This window comes from Streptomyces sp. NPDC043908, from assembly GCF_056435525.1.
This window is the reverse complement of record NZ_JBWKEI010000008.1, coordinates 283,134-303,325: the sequence shown is the minus strand read 5'-3', so window position 1 is coordinate 303,325 and position 20,192 is coordinate 283,134. Positions and strand designations below refer to the sequence as shown.

The 20,192-nt window shown below is 72.7% G+C and carries 18 protein-coding genes; 9 read left to right on the top strand and 9 right to left on the bottom strand.

Annotated features, from left to right (window positions below; genetic code table 11):
* The first annotated feature begins 86 nt into the window (after positions 1-86).
* The 3 genes from AC069K_RS19950 to AC069K_RS19940 all read left to right on the top strand — a co-directional run bounded on the left by AC069K_RS19950 (position 87) and on the right by AC069K_RS19940 (position 3,867).
* Positions 87-1,871 carry a DEAD/DEAH box helicase gene (locus AC069K_RS19950; protein ID WP_478617967.1) on the top strand — a complete coding sequence of 595 codons (1,785 nt, stop codon included), beginning with the start codon at positions 87-89 and terminating at the stop codon, positions 1,869-1,871.
* A 360-nt stretch (positions 1,872-2,231) separates the two neighbouring features.
* Positions 2,232-2,876, top strand: coding sequence for an IclR family transcriptional regulator (locus AC069K_RS19945; RefSeq protein WP_190091831.1), 645 nt, complete (start codon positions 2,232-2,234; stop codon positions 2,874-2,876).
* 202 nt (positions 2,877-3,078) lie between these two features.
* Positions 3,079-3,867: a YlbL family protein gene (locus AC069K_RS19940; RefSeq protein WP_365109203.1), complete on the top strand. Its 789-nt coding sequence runs from the start codon at positions 3,079-3,081 to the stop codon at positions 3,865-3,867.
* A gap of 168 nt (positions 3,868-4,035) precedes the next feature.
* Here AC069K_RS19940 and AC069K_RS19935 read toward each other — a convergent pair whose 3' ends face one another.
* From AC069K_RS19935 to AC069K_RS19920, 4 genes are all read right to left on the bottom strand, one after another.
* On the bottom strand, positions 4,036-5,370 hold the full coding sequence (locus AC069K_RS19935) for an MFS transporter (RefSeq protein ID WP_478617962.1): 1,335 nt from the start codon (positions 5,368-5,370) through the stop codon (positions 4,036-4,038).
* On the bottom strand, positions 5,367-5,564 hold the full coding sequence (locus AC069K_RS19930) for a hypothetical protein (protein ID WP_478617959.1): 198 nt from the start codon (positions 5,562-5,564) through the stop codon (positions 5,367-5,369). Before AC069K_RS19930 ends, AC069K_RS19935 begins: the two co-directional genes overlap by 4 nt.
* Before the next feature lie 33 nt (positions 5,565-5,597).
* Positions 5,598-6,206: an ArsR/SmtB family transcription factor gene (locus tag AC069K_RS19925; protein ID WP_478617956.1), complete on the bottom strand. Its 609-nt coding sequence runs from the start codon at positions 6,204-6,206 to the stop codon at positions 5,598-5,600.
* A gap of 129 nt (positions 6,207-6,335) precedes the next feature.
* Complete coding sequence (locus AC069K_RS19920; RefSeq protein ID WP_365109192.1) at positions 6,336-6,815, bottom strand: Lrp/AsnC family transcriptional regulator; 480 nt, start codon at positions 6,813-6,815, stop codon at positions 6,336-6,338.
* Between the two features lie 121 nt (positions 6,816-6,936).
* Between AC069K_RS19920 and hppD the strand changes: the two genes are divergently transcribed.
* Positions 6,937-8,082: a 4-hydroxyphenylpyruvate dioxygenase gene (hppD, locus tag AC069K_RS19915; protein WP_365109189.1), complete on the top strand. Its 1,146-nt coding sequence runs from the start codon at positions 6,937-6,939 to the stop codon at positions 8,080-8,082.
* 135 nt (positions 8,083-8,217) lie between these two features.
* On the opposite strand, the gene AC069K_RS19910 is transcribed toward hppD, so the two are convergent.
* Positions 8,218-9,723, bottom strand: a complete 1,506-nt coding sequence (locus tag AC069K_RS19910; RefSeq protein WP_478617951.1) for a tetratricopeptide repeat protein — start codon at positions 9,721-9,723, stop codon at positions 8,218-8,220.
* A 97-nt stretch (positions 9,724-9,820) separates the two neighbouring features.
* Between AC069K_RS19910 and AC069K_RS19905 the strand changes: the two genes are divergently transcribed.
* On the top strand, positions 9,821-11,230 hold the full coding sequence (locus tag AC069K_RS19905; RefSeq protein WP_358837743.1) for an FAD-binding oxidoreductase: 1,410 nt from the start codon (positions 9,821-9,823) through the stop codon (positions 11,228-11,230).
* Between the two features lie 28 nt (positions 11,231-11,258).
* On the opposite strand, the gene AC069K_RS19900 is transcribed toward AC069K_RS19905, so the two are convergent.
* A complete protein-coding gene (locus tag AC069K_RS19900; protein ID WP_358837742.1) occupies positions 11,259-11,750 on the bottom strand; it encodes an SsgA family sporulation/cell division regulator in 492 nt (163 codons plus the stop codon).
* Between the two features lie 278 nt (positions 11,751-12,028).
* On the opposite strand from AC069K_RS19900, the gene AC069K_RS19895 reads away from it, so the two are divergent.
* Complete coding sequence (locus AC069K_RS19895) at positions 12,029-13,717, top strand: RDD family protein (protein ID WP_478617947.1); 1,689 nt, start codon at positions 12,029-12,031, stop codon at positions 13,715-13,717.
* A gap of 108 nt (positions 13,718-13,825) precedes the next feature.
* Positions 13,826-14,590 carry an RDD family protein gene (locus AC069K_RS19890; protein ID WP_365109178.1) on the top strand — a complete coding sequence of 255 codons (765 nt, stop codon included), beginning with the start codon at positions 13,826-13,828 and terminating at the stop codon, positions 14,588-14,590.
* 30 nt (positions 14,591-14,620) lie between these two features.
* Here AC069K_RS19890 and AC069K_RS19885 read toward each other — a convergent pair whose 3' ends face one another.
* Entirely contained in the window at positions 14,621-14,884 is a 264-nt protein-coding gene (locus AC069K_RS19885; protein WP_365109176.1) for a hypothetical protein, read from the bottom strand.
* A 402-nt stretch (positions 14,885-15,286) separates the two neighbouring features.
* On the opposite strand from AC069K_RS19885, the gene AC069K_RS19880 reads away from it, so the two are divergent.
* Both AC069K_RS19880 and AC069K_RS19875 read left to right on the top strand, forming a co-directional pair.
* The gene (locus tag AC069K_RS19880) at positions 15,287-17,695 is read left to right on the top strand and encodes an immune inhibitor A domain-containing protein (RefSeq protein WP_365109174.1); all 2,409 of its coding nucleotides are present in this window, start codon (positions 15,287-15,289) and stop codon (positions 17,693-17,695) included.
* 122 nt (positions 17,696-17,817) lie between these two features.
* Positions 17,818-18,120, top strand: a complete 303-nt coding sequence (locus AC069K_RS19875) for a hypothetical protein (RefSeq protein WP_344078477.1) — start codon at positions 17,818-17,820, stop codon at positions 18,118-18,120.
* A 27-nt stretch (positions 18,121-18,147) separates the two neighbouring features.
* Here AC069K_RS19875 and AC069K_RS19870 read toward each other — a convergent pair whose 3' ends face one another.
* Together AC069K_RS19870 and AC069K_RS19865 are read right to left on the bottom strand one after the other, a co-directional pair.
* Positions 18,148-18,735, bottom strand: a complete 588-nt coding sequence (locus AC069K_RS19870) for a nicotinamidase (protein ID WP_478617939.1) — start codon at positions 18,733-18,735, stop codon at positions 18,148-18,150.
* 99 nt (positions 18,736-18,834) lie between these two features.
* Positions 18,835-20,163: a nicotinate phosphoribosyltransferase gene (locus AC069K_RS19865; protein ID WP_478617936.1), complete on the bottom strand. Its 1,329-nt coding sequence runs from the start codon at positions 20,161-20,163 to the stop codon at positions 18,835-18,837.
* Positions 20,164-20,192: the final 29 nt, after the last annotated feature.

Below are 20,192 nucleotides of genomic sequence, written 5' to 3'. Positions count from 1 at the left end.
GGTGGCCCGGTTGTCGTACGTACGTGGTCGAGGGCCCGGGGTCGGGTCGGGTCGGCCGCCGCACCCGAGCGCACGAACCGGAGACCGTGACTACTACCGCCTCCCACCACCTCTCGCCCGCTTTTCCCGGGCGTGCCCCCTGGGGTACGGCCAACAAGCTGCGTGCCTGGCAGCAGGGGGCGCTGGAGAAGTACGTCCAGGAGCAGCCGCGCGACTTCCTCGCCGTCGCCACGCCCGGCGCCGGCAAGACGACCTTCGCGCTGACGCTCGCGTCGTGGCTGCTGCACCACCACGTCGTGCAGCAGATCACCGTCGTCGCGCCGACCGAGCACCTGAAGAAGCAGTGGGCGGAGGCCGCCGCGCGGATAGGCATCCGGCTGGACCCCGACTACAGCGCGGGGCCGCTGAGCAAGGAGTACCACGGGGTCGCCGTCACGTACGCCGGTGTGGGCGTGCGCCCCATGCTCCACCGCAACCGGTGCGAGCAGCGCAAGACCCTCGTCATCCTGGACGAGATCCATCACGCCGGTGACTCGAAGTCCTGGGGTGAGGCCTGTCTGGAGGCGTTCGACCCCGCCACCCGGCGGCTCGCCCTCACCGGCACCCCCTTCCGGTCCGACACCAACCCCATCCCCTTCGTCACGTACGAGGAGGGGAACGACGGCATCCGGCGGTCCTCCGCCGACTACACCTACGGGTACGGCAACGCCCTCGGCGACGGTGTCGTCCGGCCGGTCATCTTCCTCTCGTACAGCGGCAACATGCGCTGGCGCACCAAGGCCGGTGACGAGATCGAGGCGCGGCTCGGGGAGCCGCTCACCAAGGACGCCATCAGCCAGGCCTGGCGCACCGCGCTCGATCCGCGCGGCGACTGGATGCCGAACGTGCTGCGCGCCGCCGACCAGCGGCTCACCGAGGTCCGCAAGGGCATCCCGGACGCCGGCGCCCTCGTCATCGCCTCGGACCAGGACTCCGCCCGCGCCTACGCCAAGCTCATCCGGGACATCACGGGCCACAAGGCCACCGTCGTCCTCTCCGACGACACGGGTGCGTCCAAGAAGATCGACGAGTTCAGCCACAGCGACGACCGGTGGATGGTCGCCGTCCGGATGGTCTCCGAGGGCGTCGACGTGCCCCGGCTCGCCGTCGGCGTCTACGCCACCACCATCTCCACGCCCCTCTTCTTCGCCCAGGCCGTCGGCCGTTTCGTACGGTCGCGGCGGCGCGGCGAGACCGCCTCCGTCTTCGTGCCGACCATCCCCACCCTGCTGGGCTTCGCCTCCGAGATGGAGGTCGAGCGCGACCATGTGCTCGACAAGCCGAAGAAGGAGGGGGAGGAGGACCCGTACGCCGAGGAGGACAAGCTCCTCGCCGAGGCCGAGAAGCAGCAGGACGAGGACACCGGCGACCAGGACATGCTCCCCTTCGAGGCCCTGGAGTCGGACGCCGTCTTCGACCGGGTGCTCTACGACGGGGCCGAGTTCGGTATGCAGGCCCACCCCGGCAGCGAGGAGGAGCAGGACTACCTCGGAATTCCCGGGCTCCTCGAACCCGACCAGGTGCAGCTGCTGCTCCAGAAGCGGCAGGCCCGGCAGATCGCGCACAGCCGGCAGAAGCCCGCCGAGCAGGCCGACCTCCTGGAGATGCCCGCCGATCGGCGGCCCGTCGTCTCCCACAAGGAGCTGCTGGAGCTGCGCAAGCAGTTGAACACGATGGTGGGCGCGTACGTCCACCAGAGCGGCAAGCCGCACGGCGTCATCCACACCGAGCTGCGGCGGGTGTGCGGCGGACCGCCGAGCGCGGAGGCCACGGCCGGGCAGATCCGTGAGCGGATCAAGAAGGTGCAGGAGTGGGCCACGCGGATGAAGTGACCGGTGGGGGTGTGGGCTGATCCGATCCCGTTAACCCTCCTGCGGTGGGGGAGGGTTCGGGTCGCCCCCGGTCGACCCCGTCACCTCGGTCCTGCGTACGGCCCCGGCACCCTGGAATCCGGTCCCGAACCAGGAGGAAAACCCCGGGTCGGCACCGTGCGCGCCCGGATTCTGGACGAGGGCTTCCGCTGAGCGGGACCGGTCGCTACTGTCCCGGCCATGCAAAACGCCCCGTGGCAGCGCCGCCGCGGAGCGCAGCCGGTGCCATGGCCTGCCGGCGGCCTCTGTGCGCGTCGCCGATGGGACCGGTGCCGCGAGCCCGTGGGGAGCCGCCGCGACTCACCATAAGGAGTGGGCGTCGTGACCGCGGAGACCTCCCAGACGCTCGACCGGGGACTGCGTGTCCTCAAGCTGCTCGCCGACACCGACCACGGCCTGACCGTCACCGAGTTGTCCAACAAACTCGGCGTCAACCGGACGGTGGTCTACCGTCTGCTCGCCACACTGGAACAGCACGCTCTCGTACGACGTGATCTGGGCGGCCGCGCCCGGGTCGGCCTCGGGGTGCTGCGCCTGGGCCGGCAGGTCCATCCGCTCGTACGGGAGGCGGCCCTGCCGGCGCTGCGCTCCCTCGCCGAGGACATCGGGGCGACCGCGCACCTCACCCTGGTCGACGGGGCGGACGCGCTCGCCGTCGCGGTCGTCGAGCCGACCTGGACCGACTACCACGTGGCCTACCGGGCCGGGTTCCGCCACCCCCTCGACCGGGGTGCCGCGGGCCGCGCCATCCTCTCCGCCCGCCAGGCCGGCGGCCTCGTCGACCCCGGCTTCACCCTCACCCACGGCGAGCTGGAGGCCGGGGCGAGCGGCGCCGCCGCGCCGCTGGTCGGGGTGACGGGGATAGAGGGGAGCGTGGGCGTGGTGATGCTCGCGGACGCGGTCCCCGAACGGGTCGGACCGAGGGTGGTGGACGCGGCCCGGGAGGTCGCGGACGCGCTGCGGTGATCCTTGGGCGGGGAGGGGCCGGGAGGGGAACGCGGCCGCGAGCCGCGGGATTCCGGCGCCCTGGCCGGTTCGGGAGTCCGCCGCCCCGGCCCGGTTCGGAAGTCCGGCGCCCTGGCCCGGCCCGGGAGTCCGGCGCTCGGGTCGCCCCGGTGTCGCACCCCAGCCCCCCAGGGCATCCGCCGCGCCCCGATACATTGGGTCCGTGCATCCCCGTCACTCACGCCTCCGCAACCTCGCCATCGGCTCCGCCCCGGTCGTCGCGCTGCTCGCCGTCGTCGGCTTCGCGCCGCTGCCGTTCTCCGTGGCCGAGCCGGGGCCGACCGCGAACGTGCTCGGGGACGACAAGGGCAAGCCGGTGATCACCATCGAGGGCAGGCCCGCCCGGCCCACCACCGGGCAGCTGCGGATGGTGACCATCGTGGCGACCGGCCCCTCCACCAGCGTGGGGATCTCCGACGTCGTCCGGGCCTGGTTCCGCACCGACCAGGCCGTCATGCCCCGCGACTCGGTCTACCCGAGCGGCGGCAGCGACGAGGAGATCAGCGAGCACAACCGGGCCGAGATGAAGGAGTCGCAGGACAGCGCCACCGCCGCCGCGCTGAACTACCTCCACCTCGGTCCGAAGCAGGTCAAGGTCACCCTCAACCTCGCCGACGTCGGCGGCCCCAGCGCCGGGCTGCTCTTCTCCCTCGGCATCGTCGACAAGCTCCATGGCAACGGCTCCGGCGGCGACCTCACCGGCGGCCGGACGATCGCCGGCACGGGCACGATCGACGCGGACGGCACCGTCGGCGCGGTCGGCGGCGTCTCGCTGAAGACGCGGGCCGCGCGGCGGGACGGGGCGAGCGTCTTCCTCGTACCGAAGGACGAGTGCGCGGACGCGCGCGCCGAGCTGCCCAGCGGTCTGCGGCTGATCCCGGTCACGACGCTCTCGGGGGCGGTCTCCGCGCTGAAGGCCCTGGACAAGGGCGGGGACGTTCCCAGCTGCTAGGCGCGTGACTGCGCAACCGTCCCCCGGCTAGATGCTTGACTGCCCGGCCAGACGCCCGACCGTCCGGCCAGGCGCGTGACTGCCCGGCTGGACGCCTGACTGCCCGGCTCGACGCCCGACCGTCCGGCCAGACGCCCGACCATCCGGCGCGCCGCCCGGCCCGGGTGCTCAGTGCGCCGCGCGCGCCGGTTCCGGCTTCAACCCGGTGCCCGAGGGCGGGAGTTGGTCGTTCATCTGCCGCCACGCCGGGAACACCAGCGGGCTCAGTGTCGTCGCCAGATACACCGCGCCCGCGACCAGCAGCGCCCCCCGCGCCCCGGCGCCGTCCACCAGCAGGCCCGCGCCCAGGCCGCCCAGCGGCATCGCCAGCTCGCAGCCGGCCGTCAGGGCGCCGGAGACGCGGCTGCGCAGCTCCTGGGGGACGCGCTCGTACGTCACCGTCGTCAGGATCGGGTTGAGCATGCCGCCCGCGAGGCCGCCGAGCGCCATCGTGACCGCGAGGGGCAGCGCCGAGCCGGTCAGCGCGGCCACCACGAAGCGGGGCGCGCCCGCCAGGACGAAGGCGGTGGTGAACACCGCGCGCCGGGGGAAGCGGTGACCGACCGCGCCGTACAGCAGCGCGCCCAGCAGTCCGCCCGCCCCGAACGCGGCGGTCAGCAGCCCGAGTTGCGTCGAGCCGCCCAGTTCGCGCTCGGCGTGCACGGGCAGCAGGACCGCGTTCCAGCCCTGGTCGAGGCCGTTGGTGACCATGACCATCACGCTGACCGCGAGCAGCAGCCGGGCGCGCAGCAAGTAGGCGTACGTCTCGCGGAGTTCGGCCCGGTAGGTGGTGAGGGAGACCGGCGCCGCGTTCCGTACCGGCTCGGCCGCGCGGATGCCGCGCAGGCCGAGGGCGACCAGCAGCGCGGACGTACCGAACGTCGCCGCGTCCAGGAGCAGGACGGATTCGGCGCCGGCCAGCGCGATCAGCAGCCCGGCGAGGGCCGCGCCCGCCATCCGGGCGCCGCGCTGCACCGCGTCGAAGAGACTGGCCGCGCGGGTCAGGGTCGTACCGGCGCGCTCGGCGAGGTCGGGCACCAGGACGTACCGGGCGGTCCGGCCGGGCGTCGCGGCCAGCCCTTCCACGGCCATCAGCGCGCACAGCAGCCAGAAGGGGAGCGCTCCCGCGAAGTGGAGCAGCGGGACCGCGCCGACGGCGAACGCGCAGACGAGGTCGGAGCCGACGCTCACCCGCCGCCGTCCCAGCCGGTCGATGACCGGGCCGCCGACCAGCGCGGCCACCACGATCGGCAGCGTGGCGCAGAAGGCCACCACCCCGGCCCGTCCGGCGCTCCCGGTCGTCTCCAGGACGAACCAGGGAACGCCGATCAGGGTCAGGGAACTTCCGGCGGTGGAGATGGTGTTGGCCGTCAGGACGGCGGCCAGGGGAGTGCGGCTACGCCCCCGGCCGCCTCCTTCCCCGCGCTCCCCGTGCTCCTCCCCGTGCCCCCCGGCGCCGCTCATGCGATACGGGTGCGGTGGCGCGGCGGGGCGGGCTGGGCGAGGCGTGTGCCCAACGCGACCAGCTTCAGGCCCACCTGCGTACGTAGGCGGTGGGGTTCGGGGCGCGGTGCGAGCGCGTGTGCGGCGGCCTCCTCGCGGAGTTCGGCGGCGCGGTACTCGTGCAGGGTGAGGTACGTGTACGTGTCGGGCAGCATGTGCGTGATCCCTTCGCCGGTCGGGGGTTCGCTTCAGTAGCTCTTGCGCGGGAACGCGTGCAGATGGACGCGGACCTGGGCCGTGTCGTCGGTGTCCTGGTGGGCCAGGTCGCGGTAGCTCTCGATGAGCGCGTGGGTCTTCTCGTTCAGCTCGCGCAACTGCGCGGCGGTCAGCCGCAGGGTGAAGTCGCTCATGTCGGCGTTGGCGGACCACTCGTCGGACCACTCGTTCATCGTCCCCAGCCAGGTGGAGAGCTCCTGGGTGTGGATGGTCGCGATCTCGTGCTTGAACAGGTCGACCGCGCCGCGCACCTCCGGGTCCTTGTCGTGGTGCAGTTCCTCGGTGAAGCTCGTGCCCTCGTGGGTCGCCCGCCACCAGCGCTCGCGGCCCTTGCCGTGCTCGGGCGCGTCCTCGACGAAGCCGTGCGCGGCGAGCTGGCGCAGGTGGTAGCTGGTCGCGCCGCTGGACTCGCCGAGCCGTTCGCCCAGTTGGGAGGCGGTGGCCGGGCCGTCGTGCCGCAGCGCGCCCAGCAGCCGGATGCGCAGGGGGTGGGCCAGGCCCCGCAGCGAGTGCGCGTCGAGCTTCCGCTCGCGCGGCCCGGGCTGGGCGGTGTCCGGTCGCGGGTCGTCGTTCTCGGTCATGGGGCAACCGTAGGGCTGCAAAGGATCTGTTGCAACCCTTTCTTTGCATCTACTTCTTTGCATCTACTTCTTTGCATCGGAATCTTTGTACGGATCGAACCCTGCCGGGCGGACCGGCGCGTCCGTCCGTCACCCCCTGGCCGAGTCCTCCGCGGCCTGCTCCACCAGCGGGATGATCCGCAGCGGAACCGGGTTCTCCATGACGATCGCCGTGGAGGCCCGGACGATCCCCTCGAAGCCGACGACACGGTCGATCACCCGCTGGAGATCGGCGTTGGAGCGGGCCACCAGCCGGCAGAGCATGTCCCCGTGGCCGGTGGTGGTGTGCAGCTCCAGGACCTCGGGCACGGTGGCCAGGTGCGCCCGTACGTCGGCACCCTGGCCCTGTTTGATCTCCAGGGTCGCGAAGGCGGTCACCGGGTAGCCGAGGGCCGCCGGGTCGACGTCCGGGCCGAACCCCCGGATCACCCCGTTCGACTGGAGCCGGTCGAGCCGGGCCTGGACCGTGCCGCGCGCCACGCCGAGCCTGCGGGACGCCTCAAGAACCCCGATACGCGGCTCCCGTGCCAGCAGCACGATGAGCCGCCCGTCCAGATGATCGATCGCCATGAGCCTCTCCGGATGGTCACGATGTACAGAAAGCAGGAAGTCGGCAGGGACCGGCTGGGCAGATTGTCCACCGCTGACGCAAACTATTGCGCACCTTGCAGGACGGGGGGAGCCTGCCGCTATGACTGAGACCATCGATCACACGCCCGACACCGCCCGGCAGGCCGACCCCTTCCCGGTGAAGGGAATGGACGCGGTCGTCTTCGCCGTGGGCAACGCCAAGCAGGCCGCGCACTACTACTCGACCGCCTTCGGCATGAAGCTCGTCGCGTACTCCGGACCGGAGAACGGCAGCCGCGAGACCGCCTCGTACGTCCTGACCAACGGCTCCGCCCGGTTCGTGTTCACCTCCGTCATCAAGGCGTCCACCGACCACGGCCGCTTCCTGGCCGACCACGTGGCCGAGCACGGCGACGGCGTCGTCGACCTCGCGATCGAGGTGCCGGACGCGCGCGCGGCCTACGCGTACGCCACGGCGCACGGCGCGACGGGCCTGGCCGAGCCGTACGAGGTGAAGGACGAGAACGGCACGGTCGTGCTCGCCGCGATCGCGACGTACGGCAAGACCCGCCACACCCTGGTCGACCGGTCCGGCTACACCGGCCCGTACCTGCCCGGTTTCGTCGCGGCCGACCCGATCGTCGAGCCGCCGGCCAAGCGCACGTTCCAGGCGATCGACCACTGCGTGGGCAACGTCGAGCTCGGCAGGATGAACGAGTGGGTGGCGTTCTACAACAAGGTCATGGGCTTCACGAACATGAAGGAGTTCGTGGGCGACGACATCGCGACCGAGTACAGCGCGCTGATGTCGAAGGTCGTCGCGGACGGGACGCTGAAGGTCAAGTTCCCGATCAACGAGCCCGCGATCGCGAAGAAGAAGTCGCAGATCGACGAGTACCTGGAGTTCTACGGCGGCGCGGGCGTCCAGCACATCGCGCTGGCCACGAACGACATCGTCGCGACGGTACGGGCGATGCGCGCGGCGGGCGTGGCGTTCCTGGACACGCCGGACTCGTACTACGACACGCTGGGCGAGTGGGCGGGCGAGACCCGGGTGCCGGTGGAGACCCTGCGCGAGCTGAAGATCCTGGTGGACCGGGACGAGGACGGCTACCTCCTCCAGATCTTCACCAAGCCGGTGCAGGACCGGCCGACGGTCTTCTTCGAAATGATCGAACGGCACGGTTCCATGGGATTCGGCAAGGGCAACTTCAAGGCGCTGTTCGAGGCGATCGAGCGCGAGCAGGAGAAGCGCGGCAACCTGTGAGCCGCAACCCGCCTCGCGCGCGGGCCAGTTGAAGTACCTTCACGATCACGCGGCCCCCACGGACCTGACCCGTGGGGGCCGCGGCTGTTCCTGTCTGCCGGCCGCAGGTGTTCGGGGGCGGCGGCCCGGGCGGGGCTACTGCGCCTGCTTGGGCGGCGCCGCCGACCCGTACATGTCCTTCGGGCCCCCCTCCGGCAGCTCTCCGAGCCCCTCCAACTGCTCCCGGGCCTCCCGCGCCAGCAGCGGGGAGAAGTACGGATTCGTCCGCAGCGCCTCGTCGAGGTAGCGCCGCGCGGGACCGTACTGGCCCAGCTCCCGCTCCAGCACCCCCCGGTGATAGGAGAACAGCGCGGTCCGGCCGCCCTTCTCCGCCGCCGCCTTGGCGAACACCAGGCCCTCCTCCGGCTCCCCGGCCCGGTACAGCGCCCACCCCAGCGCGTCCGCCACCGCCGCGCTCGGCGCCCGCCGCCATTGGGCGCGCAGCCGCTCCACCGCCGCCTCCGGGGCGCCGTGGTCCGCCTCGAAGCGGCCGAGGACGAGCGCGTCCCGCACCCCGTGGCCGTCGTCGGACGCGGCCCGCGCCCGCAGCCGCGCGTACTGGGCGCGGGCGTCGGCGGCGAGCCCCAGCGACTCGTACAACTCACCCAGCTCCAGCAGGTATTCGGGGCGCGGCAGACGGGCGACCGCCGCCGCGTAGTCGCGGCGCGCCGCCCCCGTACGGCCGAGCGCCAGCTCCGCGCGGGCCCGGCCCGCCAGCGCCGCGTGCGCGCCCGGATCCGTGCGCAGCGCCGCCGCGTGGTGCGCGAGCGCCTCCGCGGGCTCACCCCGGTCCCACGCCAGGTCCCCCAACTGCCGCAGGCAGTCCGCCTTCTGGACCGGTGTGGTGGCGTACGCGGCCGCCTCGGCCAGCGACGCCGCCGCGTCCTCGCGCCAGCCCCGCTCCCGGTACACCGCGCCCGCCGCGGCCAGCGCCGTGGAGCCACCGCGCAGATCGAGCAGCTTCTCCACCGCCCCGGCCGCGCCCTTGAGGTCACCCAGGCCCGAATACGCCTCGACCAGCACCGGATACACGGTCCACCGTTTGGGGTCGCCCCGGCGCACCTCCTCGGCGATGGTCCGCGCCGCCGCGTAGTCGCGCCGCGCGTTGGCCAGCGCCGCCAGGCCGATCCGGGCGGCCGCGTTGCCCGGGGCGGCCGGGCGGACCGCCAGCGAACGCCGCAGGGCCCACTCGGCGCGCGGGTAGTACGAGGAGTCCGCCGACCGCAGCCCCCGCCCCAGATAGGCCGAGCCCAGCACCGCCCAGGAGGCGTCGTCGGCGGGGTGGGCGCGCACCCACGCCCGCCGGTCGGCGATCAGCGCGGTCAGCTCGGTGGCCGAGGCGGGCGCCCCGGCCCCCACCGCCGTCAGCGCCCGCGCGACCGGCCCCGGCGCGGGCGGCGGCGCGTCGTGGCCGGCGAGCCGGGTCTGCGGCAGGACCACGAGGACCCCGGCGGTCAGCAGCGCGGCGACCGCCGCGCCGATCATCGTGCGGCGCGCGGTGCGGGCGGGCGGCGGTCCGGCCGGCTCCAGCGGCGTCGGCCGGGCGGGCGGCGGCAGCGTCAGGGTCCGTCGGCGCGGCGGCCATTCGTCTTCGGTCTCCATGGCGATCACTGTGCGTCGATACGAAGAGCACATCCTGCCCGCGCCCGCCGGGCCGCGCAGACTTCACACCGATGGCCCCGGGTGCCAGGCTGGGATCATGAACGATGGAGCCGAGCCCGTCGCCGTGCCCGCCCCCGAACCGGGCGTCCTCCTCGACCGGCTGCGCGCGGGCCTGCCCGCCGACGCGCTGATCACCGACCCGGACGTCACCGCCTCCTACACCCACGACATGGCGAGCTTCTGCGCCGCCGGGGCGCCCGCCGCGGTGGTGCTGCCGCGCACGGTCGAGGAGGTCCAGCACGTGATGCGGACCGCCACCGAGCTGCGCGTCCCGGTCGTGCCGCAGGGCGCCCGCACCGGCCTGTCCGGCGGCGCCAACGCGACCGAGGGATGTCTCGTGCTGTCCCTGGTCCGGATGGACCGCATCCTGGAGATCAGCCCGGTCGACCGGGTCGCGGTCGTCGAGCCGGGCGTCGTCAACGCCGTGCTCTCCCGGAAAGTCATGGAACACGGGCTCTACTACCCGCCGGACCCGTCCAGTTGGGAGCAGTGCACCATCGGCGGGAACATCGGCACCGCGTCCGGCGGACTGTGCTGTGTGAAGTACGGCGTGACCGCCGAGTACGTCCTGGGTCTGGACGTGGTCCTCGCCGACGGCCGCCTCCTGGAGACCGGCCGGCGCACCGCCAAGGGGGTCGCCGGATACGATCTGACCCGGCTCTTCGTCGGCTCCGAGGGCAGCCTCGGCATCGTGGTGAAGGCCGTCCTCGCGCTCCGGCCGGCGCCGCCCCCGCAGCTGGTGCTCGCCGCCGAGTTCCCCTCCGCTGCCGCCGCCTGCGAAGCGGTCTGCGCGATCATGGAGCGCGGCCACACGCCGTCGCTGCTCGAACTCATGGACCGCACGACCGTACGGGCCGTCAACCGGCTCGCGAACATGGGCCTCCCCGACACCACCGAGGCGCTGCTGCTCGCCGCCTTCGACACCCCCGACCCGGCCGCCGACCTGGCGGCCGTGGGGGAGCTGTGCACCGCGGCCGGGGCCGTCGAGGTGGTGCCGGCCGAGTCCGCCGCCGAGTCCGAACTGCTGCTCCAGGCCCGCCGGTTGTCACTCACCGCGCTGGAGACCATCAAGCCCGCCACGATGATCGACGACGTGTGCGTCCCGCGCTCGCGGCTCGCCGAGATGCTGGCGGGGACCTCCGCGATCGCCGCGAAGTACGACCTCACCATCGGCGTCTGCGCGCACGCCGGGGACGGCAACACCCACCCCGTCGTCTGCTTCGACCCGGCCGACGAGGACGAGTCGCGCCGCGCCCGGGAGTCCTTCGACGAGATCATGGCGCTCGGTCTGGGACTGGGCGGCACGATCACCGGGGAGCACGGCGTGGGCGTGCTGAAGAAGGAGTGGCTGGCCCGTGAACTCGGCCCGGTGGGCGTGGAGATGCAGCGCGCGGTCAAGCGGGCCTTCGACCCGCTGGGCCTGCTGAACCCCGGCAAGCTCTTCTGAGAAACCGTTACGGCACCGTCCCGGCCCCTCACGCACCCTCCTCCGGCCGGGACTCGTCCGAGGGCCACGGGTCGTTCAGGTACAGCTCCTCGGCGCGGCTGCGGCCCGTCGTGGTGGCGAGCAGCTCGGTGAGGCCGTCGTCGATACCGAGCCGCCCGGCCTCAGAACCCGGGGGCACCACCCGCAGCGTCCGCTCCAGCCACGCCGACACCTGGGCGGACGGCGCCTCCAGGAGCGCGTCGCCGTCCGGCGAACTGAGCGCCATCAGAACCACACTGCGCCCGTCCACCTTGGTGGGCCAGATCCGGACGTCGCCGTGCCCGCACGGCCGGAACACCCCCTCGACGAGCAGCTCGCGGGCGAACGTCCAGGTGACGGGGTGGTCGGTGCCCACGTGGAAGGTGATGTGCACGGCGTACGGGTCGTCCGTGCGGTAGGTCAGCCGGGCCGGGACCGGGATGCTGCGCTCGGGCGACAGCACGAGTTTGAGCTCCAGTTCGCGTTCCACCACGGTGTGCATGACAGTGCCCTTCCTCTCCGCGTACGCGGACCGGGAACGGCCCGCACCAGGTGAGAGCGGGGTGCGGCGCCGCTATGACGCGACTTCCCGAAGATTTTTCCGACGGCCCCGGGGCCGGGTCCGGACGGGGCCGTGGCCAGGTCCCGGGGGCGGCCGGGAGGGGTTCGCGGCGTGACCGGATAGGGACCGGTACCGAAGGACCCGCCCGGGGGCCCTCGCCCGTCTGGTAGATGTGGACCCTTGTATTGACGAGGCCCACGAGCAGATACGGGACCGTGATGAGCGCCCCCACCCCGGCCACCGGCGACGGCACCCCCCTCGCCGGCTTCTATCCAGATCCGTCCATCCCCGGATATGTCCGGTACTGGAACGGTGCCGCCTGGGTGCCCGGTACGAGCCGGCCCGCCCCGGCGGAGGGCGAGGCCATGCCCGTCCCGCCCGCCGGCGCGGCCCCGGCGGCGCCCGCCCTCGCCTCGGCCCCGCCGATGCCCGCGCCCGCCGCCGCGCCCGCCGTGGAGGAGACCGGCCCGGTCTTCCTCGACGAGACCGGCGCCGCCCCCCTCCACGGCAGCCGCCCCGAACCCGGCCCGGCCTGGCACGCGGACGCCTCCCACCAGTCGGGCTTCGGCGACGACGCGGCGCGGCGGGTCTCGTGGGGGCAGCCGGGTGACCCCGGTCCGGGGCAGGCGGGCCATACGGGTCACGCCGGCCAGGGTGGTCAGGCCGGGCACGCGGGTCCGGCCGGGCCGGTGGGGCATGCGGGTCAGGGCGGACAGGAGCTCCAGCCCGTTCCGGCGCAGCCCCTTCCCGCGCAGCCCCTTCCCGTTCAGCCACGGCCCGCCCAGCCGCTTTCGAGTCAGCCGCTCCCGGCTCAGCCGTTCCCCGGCCAGCCCGAGGCGGGTCGGCCCCAGCCGTTCCCCGGTCAGCCCGAGGCCGGTCGGCCGCAGCCGTTGCCGCAGTCTCGGTCCCAGCCGCAGCCGCTGCCCGCCGGGTCGGCGTCCGAGCGGTCCGGGGCGCCCCTGCCGTCGCCCGCCGGCCCGGCCCCCGTCCCGCCGGGGCAGGGGCACGGGGGGAGCCCGTCCGGCGCGCCGGTCCCGGTGCAGTCGCTGCCCGCGCAGCCGCTGCCCGGCCGGGCGAGGTCCGGGGACCCGCGCGTGGCCGACCCGCGCGTGGCCGACCCGCGCGTGGCCGAGCCGCAGGGTGCCCCGCAGGCCGTCCCCTCGGCGCCCGCCCGGGCCGCGCTGCCCTCGGCGCCACTCGCCCCGCAGCCCGCGCCCGTACCGCAGCCCGCTCCCGTACAGCAGCAGTCCGCCCCGCCCGCCTCGCCGGTCACCACCGGGCCCGGCGGGGGATCGGCCTCCTGGGCGCAGCAGGTGCACCAGCTGGCGCGGCCCGAGGAGCAGGCGGGCCCCGGGGAGCCCGTGGTGCCGTGGAAGCCGCCCGTGGAGGATCCGTTCCTGCGGGCCGCGCGGGCGCAGACCGCGGCCCGGCCCGCCGGGATCGGCCGGCGCCTCGCCGCCCGGCTGGTGGACACCGCGGTGCTCGGCGCGGCCCTCGCCGCGCTCGCCATACCGCTCGGGATCAAGGCCGCGGACCACATCCAGGAGAAGATCGACGCCGCGAAGCTCTCCGGCGAGACGGTGACGGTCTACCTCCTGGACGGCACCACCGCCGGCTGCCTCGCCATCGTGCTCGGCGCCTTCCTGCTCCTCGGGGTGGTCTACGAGGCGCTGCCCACCGCCAAGTGGGGCCGCACCCTGGGCAAGCGGCTGCTGCGGGTGCAGGTGCGCGACATCGAGTCGCACGAGCCCCCGGCCTTCGGCGCGGCCCTGCGCCGCTGGCTGGTCTACGGCGTCCTCGGGGTGCTCGCCGTCGGGGTGCTCAACGTCGTGTGGTGCCTCTTCGACCGTCCCTGGCGCCAGTGCTGGCACGACAAGGCGGCCCGCACCTTCGTCGCGGGGACCTGAGCGGGGAGCCGGGGAGCGGGGAGCCGGGGAGCGGGGCCCGGCGGCGGCCGTACCCCGAACGGGCCCCGTGCCGTTGCGGGGCCCCACCCCGCGCGGTCGACTGCGGGCATGAGCAACGAACCGCCGCCCGGCCAGCCCCCTGAGGACGACCCGTTCCTCAAGAAGCCGTCCGAGCCCTCCCAGCCCCCTCCCGGCTGGAGCCAGGGTCCGCCCCCCGGCGGCGCGAGCCCGCCTCCGGGCGGCGGCACCCCTCCCCCCGGCGGCGGTCCGTACGGAAGCCCTCCCCCCGGGAGCCCCTACGACCAGCCGCCCGGATCGCCGTACGGCGGCACCCCGCCGCCGTACGACCCGTACGGCGGCGGCAACCAGTACGGCGGCCCCGACCCGCTCAGCGGGATGCCGCCGCTCGCCGACTTCGGGCGGCGCCTGCTCGCCCGCGTCATCGACGCGCTGCTGATCGCGATCCCGCTCGCGCTGCTGGAGTGGGCGTCCTCGGACCGCTGGGTGTACGAGACGAGGACCGGCGAGGACACCTCCGACGTCATCTCCCGTGCGTACAGCGGCAGCGGACTCGCCTGGAACCTCATCGGCATCGTGGCGTATCTCGCGTACGACACCATCATGCTCAAGCGCGACGGTCAGACGGTCGGCAAGAAGCTGCTGAACCTGCGGGTCGCGATGCTCAACGACGGCAGTGTGCCCACCACGAGCGCCGCGCTGGCGCGTACGGCCGTGCTGTGGCTGCCCGCCCTGCTGTGCTGTCCGTGCCTGTGGCAGATCATCCTGATCATCACGATCCTCACGGACAAGCCGTACCGGCAGGGCCTGCACGACAAGGCCGGCAAGACGGTGGTGGTGTCCACCGCCCACTGACCCCGCGCAGGTGGCCGGCAGCGGGGCGCGTCAGCTCCGCACCGAGTCGGCCGGGACGCGCACCCCCGGCTCGGCGCTCTCGTCGGCGGCGGCGGCACGGTTCGTACGGACCGTGCGCGCCGCCTTCGGCATGGGCACCGTCATGGCGACCAGCAGTCCCAGCAGGAGCGCGGCGAGCACTATCACTCCCACGCCGACACCCGAGTCGGTCCGGGAGAGAAGAATCATGGCCACGGTCGAGAAGACGACGGTGGCCGAACCGTAGGCGAGCTGTGCGGCAGTCGGACGCGGCATGGCGGTATCCGTCCTCGGGGGCAGGCATCGGATGGGGGCGGGTCTCTCGACCGGGCAACCGGATCGCACTGTCAAGCGACTCTACGTCGGTGCTTGCCCCTGCGGAACCGATGGTAAGCGTGACCTAACCCACGGTGCCGGAGCACGGGGGGCGCACGGAGTCATTCGGCATTCCATCAGGTGGGACAGGCGCACCTGATGTCCCGGTTGGGTAGCACATCGGAACCGTTCGGATACCGGAACGTCCGCTCTGCATAATGTAATTGCCTGACTCAAGTCAAGATCTGTCTTTTCCTTGGCAACTCCGGTCCAATGTCGTCACTTGAGACGCGTGCCGCGCACCGGAGACCAGACCCCTCACCCCCGGTCCGTGCCTGCGGCCGCGGGGGAGGACATCATCAAGTGACCAGCAACAGACGAGCGGTCAGAGCTGCCGCCATACTCGTGGCCCTTGCCACGACCGGCGCGATAGGTTCCGCGTTCGCCACCGCCCAGGCCGACTCCAAGAGCCCGGCACCCGTCGAGCGGCGGGACCCGGGCTCCGTCTCGGGCAAGCACGTCGACAACATCCCGGGCCCGTTCACCAAGCAGCGTGAGCAGCAGCGCCAGGCGGCGCTGGAGAAGGTCATCGCGGGCGACAAGAAGGTGCAGCAGCGCGGCGCCTCCAAGATCGTCCAGCTGGACGACAAGAAGTACGTCGAGCTCGCCCGGGAGAAGACCGACAAGATCTTCACGGTCCTGGTGGACTTCGGCGACCAGGTCGACAGCACCACCATGTTCGACCCGGACGGTCCGACCGGCCCCAAGCCCGCGGTCGTCAAGTACGGCGGCACCCCCGGCCCGGCGCACAACACGATCAAGCAGCCGGACCGCACCAAGGACAACTCCACCGCCTGGCAGGCGGACTACAGCCGGCAGCACTTCCAGGACCTGTACTTCGGGTCCGGCAAGAACGCCGACGGCACCGAGAAGCACTCCCTGAAGACGTACTACGAGAAGACGTCCTCGGGCCGTTACTCGGTCGACGGCACCGTCACCGACTGGGTGCGCGTCCCCGCGAACGAGGCCCGCTACGGCTCGAACTACTGCGGCGCCACCAACTGCTCGAACGTGATGGACCTGGTCCGCGACGGCGTCAACGCCTGGGCCGCGGACCAGAAGGCCAAGGGCCAGACCACGGAGCAGATCAAGGCGACCCTGGCGCAGTACGACCAGTGGGACCGCAACGACTTCGACAACGACGGCAACTTCAACGAGGCCGACGGCTACATCGACCACTTCCAGATCGTCCACGCGGGCGAGGACGAGTCGGCCGGCGGCGGCGCCCAGGGCACCAACGCCCTGTGGGCCCACCGCTCGTACGCCTACGGCACGGACGCGGGCAAGACCGGCCCCTCGAACAACAAGGCCGGCGGCACGCAGATCGGTGACACCGGCATCTGGGTCGGCGACTACACGATGCAGCCGGAGAACGGCGGACTCGGCGTCTTCGCGCACGAGTACGGCCACGACCTCGGTCTGCCGGACCTCTACGACACCACCAACCAGGCCGAGAACTCGGTCGGCTTCTGGTCCCTGATGTCGGCCGGCTCCTGGCTGGGCACCGGCAAGGACTCGATCGGCGACATGCCGGGCGACATGACCGCCTGGGACAAGCTCCAGCTGGGCTGGCTCAACTACGACACGGTCAAGGCCGCGACGCACTCGACCACCAAGCTGGGCGTGTCGGAGTACAACACCAAGGACAAGCAGGCGCTCGTCGTCGAGCTGCCGAAGAAGCCGGTCACCACCACGGTCGTGAAGCCCGCCGAGGGCACCAAGCAGTGGTGGAGCGGCGCGGGTGACAACCTCAACAACACCCTGACCCGCCCGGTCGACCTGACCGGCAAGTCCAAGGCTTCCCTGGACCTGTCCGGCTGGTGGGACATCGAGCTGGACTACGACTTCCTGTACGCCGAGGCCTCCACGGACGGCGGCGCCACCTGGACCGCGCTCGACGGCACCGCCGACGGCCAGCCGATCAGCCGCGACCCCAGCGACAAGCCGGCCCTGACCGACGTGTCCGGCGCGTACAAGAAGCTCTCGTACAACCTGGACGCCTTCGCGGGCAAGAAGATCGACCTCCGCTTCCGCTACGCCACGGACGGCGGCGCGGGCGGCAAGGGCTTCACCGCCGACGCGATCACCGTGAACGCCGACGGCGCCGCGCTCTTCACCGACGGTGCCGAGGGCGACGACAACGGCTGGACGCCGAAGAACTTCTCCCGCATCGGCGAGTCGTTCACCAACGACTACGCGCAGTACTACATCGCGGAGAACCGCCAGTACGTGTCGTACGACCAGACCCTCAAGGTCGGCCCGTACAACTTCGGCTTCGCCAAGTCCCGCCCGTCGTGGGTGGAGCACTACGCGTACCAGCCCGGTCTGATGATCTGGCTGTGGGACACCTCCCAGAAGGACAACAACGTCTCGGTCCACCCGGGCCACGGCCAGATCCTTCCGATCGACGCCCACGCCAAGCCGCTGAAGTGGGCCGACGGCACGCTGATGCGCAACAAGATCACGCCGTTCGACGCCGCGTTCAGCTTCTACCCGACGAACGCGATCACGCTGCACAAGGCCGACGTGGCGACCACGGTCCGCTCGCAGCCGGGCGTGCCGATGTTCGACGACCACCGGGGCACCTACTGGTACGAGGCGAACCCCACGGGAAGCGTGCAGGTTCCTGACACCAACACCCGGATCTCGATCGTCCAGCAGCCCAAGGACGGCTCGTCGATCACCGTGAAGGTGGGTCCGTCGACCAAGTAGTTCTCAAAACCGCAGGTCAAACCATGATCGGCCGTCGCCCTCTAGCGGGCGGCGGCCGATCGTGTTTAGGTGCGTCCTACGAGTCCTTATTGACACGACGTCTCACGGGGGAGCGGTACGCCATGCCTGGCGGAGGTTTCAGCAAGCTGCCGAACGGCAGCGTCGTCGTCGCGCTCACGCTGCCGTCCCCCGCCGGGGACGGCCGCAAGGTGCGCGTCCTGGTCCATGCGGCCAACCGGGCCCGCGCCCTGACCCGGCTGCGGAACCTGGGGCTGCGCGCGGTCTATCTGCGCGGCAACACCGAGCCGCCGACGCCGGACGAGATCACGGCCGTCCTGCACCACCCGGACGGGCTGCTGTGGCGCACGGCGCCGCACCCGGGGGCCGAGCTCTGGCACCCGATAAGGGCGCTGCTGCGGCCGTAGCCCCCTGCCGCGGCCGGCGGGGCGGGGTCAGCCCACCGGCTTCCCCGACAGCTCCGCGCCGGCGCTCCGCATCTCCTCGACGGCCCGGGCCGTCGTCTCCCCGGAGACGCCGGCGGTCAGGTCGAGCAGCACGTGCACCGCGAACCCCTCCCGCACCGCGTCCAGCGCCGTCGCCCGTACGCAGTGGTCGGTCGCGATGCCGACCACGTCGACCTCGGTGACCTCCCGCTCGCGCAGCCACTCCGCCAGCCCCACACCGTTCTCGTCGCGCCCCTCGAACCCGCTGTACGCGGCCGCGTGGGCGCCCTTGTCGAAGACGGCGTCTATGGCCCCACTGGCGACCGCGGGCGCGAAGTTCGGGTGGAAGCCCACGCCCTCCGTCCCGGCCACGCAGTGCACCGGCCAGGAGCGCTCGTAGTCGGGGTGCGCCGAGAAGTGGGGGCCCGGGTCGATGTGGTGGTCGCGGGTGGCCACCACGTGGCGGTACACGGACCCGGCGGCCTGCCCGATCAGGTCGGTGATGGCAGCGGCGACGTCGGAGCCGCCCGTGACCGCGAGGCTGCCGCCCTCGCAGAAGTCGTTCTGAACGTCCACGACGATCAACGCGCGGTGCATGTCGGCTGTCCTTAGGTCAGGGAGCTGTTCAACGAGCGTAGAGACTCCGCCCCCGCCGCGGCAGAGGGCAATTGGTGCGCAAAGACCCCGGGTGCGGCCTCACACGTACTCCGTGGGCAGCACCGGCTCGCCCCGCGACAGCTGCATCGCGGACATCGGCAGTGTCCCGCGCGCGGCGATGTGCCGCTCCCGGGCCGCGTCCAGCGGCTCCCTGGCCACCACCGCGCCGCCCTTGACCAGCTCCACCAGCAGCTGCCGCTCCGCGAGCCCGGGCGGCACCGGCCCGGTGCCGACCACCTCGGCCTCCGCGATCCCCTCCGCGTCGGTGCGCCGGGCCGCCCACTTGCGTCCCCCGATCGAGGACTTGCCGCCCATCGACTTCTTCGCCACCGGCACCAGCGGCGCCTTCGGGTCCGCGCTGTGGGCGCGGGCGACCAGCTTGTAGACCATGGAGCAGGTGGGGTGCCCGCTGCCGGTGACGAGCTGGGTGCCGACGCCGTACGCGTCCACGGGCGCGGCCGCGAGCGAGGCGATGGCGTACTCGTCGAGGTCGGAGGTGACCACGATCTTCGTGCCGGTGGCGCCCAGCTCGTCGAGCTGCTGGCGCACCCGGTGGGCGACGAGCAGCAGGTCGCCGGAGTCGATCCGCACCGCGCCCAGCTCGGGCCCGGCGATCTCCACGGCGGTACGGACCGCCTCGGCCACGTCGTAGGTGTCCACCAGCAGGGTGGTGCCCCGGCCCAGCGAGTCCACCTGGGCCCGGAAGGCGTCCCGCTCGCTGTCGTGCAGCAGCGTGAAGGCGTGCGCACTGGTGCCGACGGTCGGAATGCCGTAACGGAACCCGGCCGCCAGGTCCGAGGTGGTGGCGAAGCCGCCCACGTACGCGGCCCGCGCCGAGGCGACCGCGGCCAGCTCGTGGGTGCGCCGGGCGCCCATCTCGATCAGCGGGCGGCCCGCGGCGGCGGCGGACATCCGGGAGGCGGCGGCGGCGATCGCCGAGTCGTGATTGAGGATCGACAGGATCACGGTCTCCAGGAGCACGCACTCCGCGAAGGAGCCCTCCACCCGCAGGACGGGGGAGCCCGGGAAGTAGACCTCGCCCTCCGGATAGCCCCAGATGTCACCCGAGAAGCGGTAGGAGGCCAGCCACTCCAAGGTCGGCTCGTCGACGATCGCCCGCTCGCGCAGGAAGCCCAGGACGCCCGCGTCGAAGCGGAAGTTCTCCACCGCGTCCAGGACGCGGCCGGTGCCGCCCACCACGCCGTAGCGGCGCCCGTCCGGCAGCCGGCGGGTGAAGACCTCGAAGACCGACCGCCTCTCGGCCGTCCCGGCGCGCAGGGCCGCCTGGAGCATGGTCAGCTCGTACTGGTCGGTGAAGAGCGCGGTCGACGGCACGTCCACCGGCAGCCCAAGGTCCGCAGCGTTCACAACCGGTTACCTCGCCTTTCCGTTCCGGC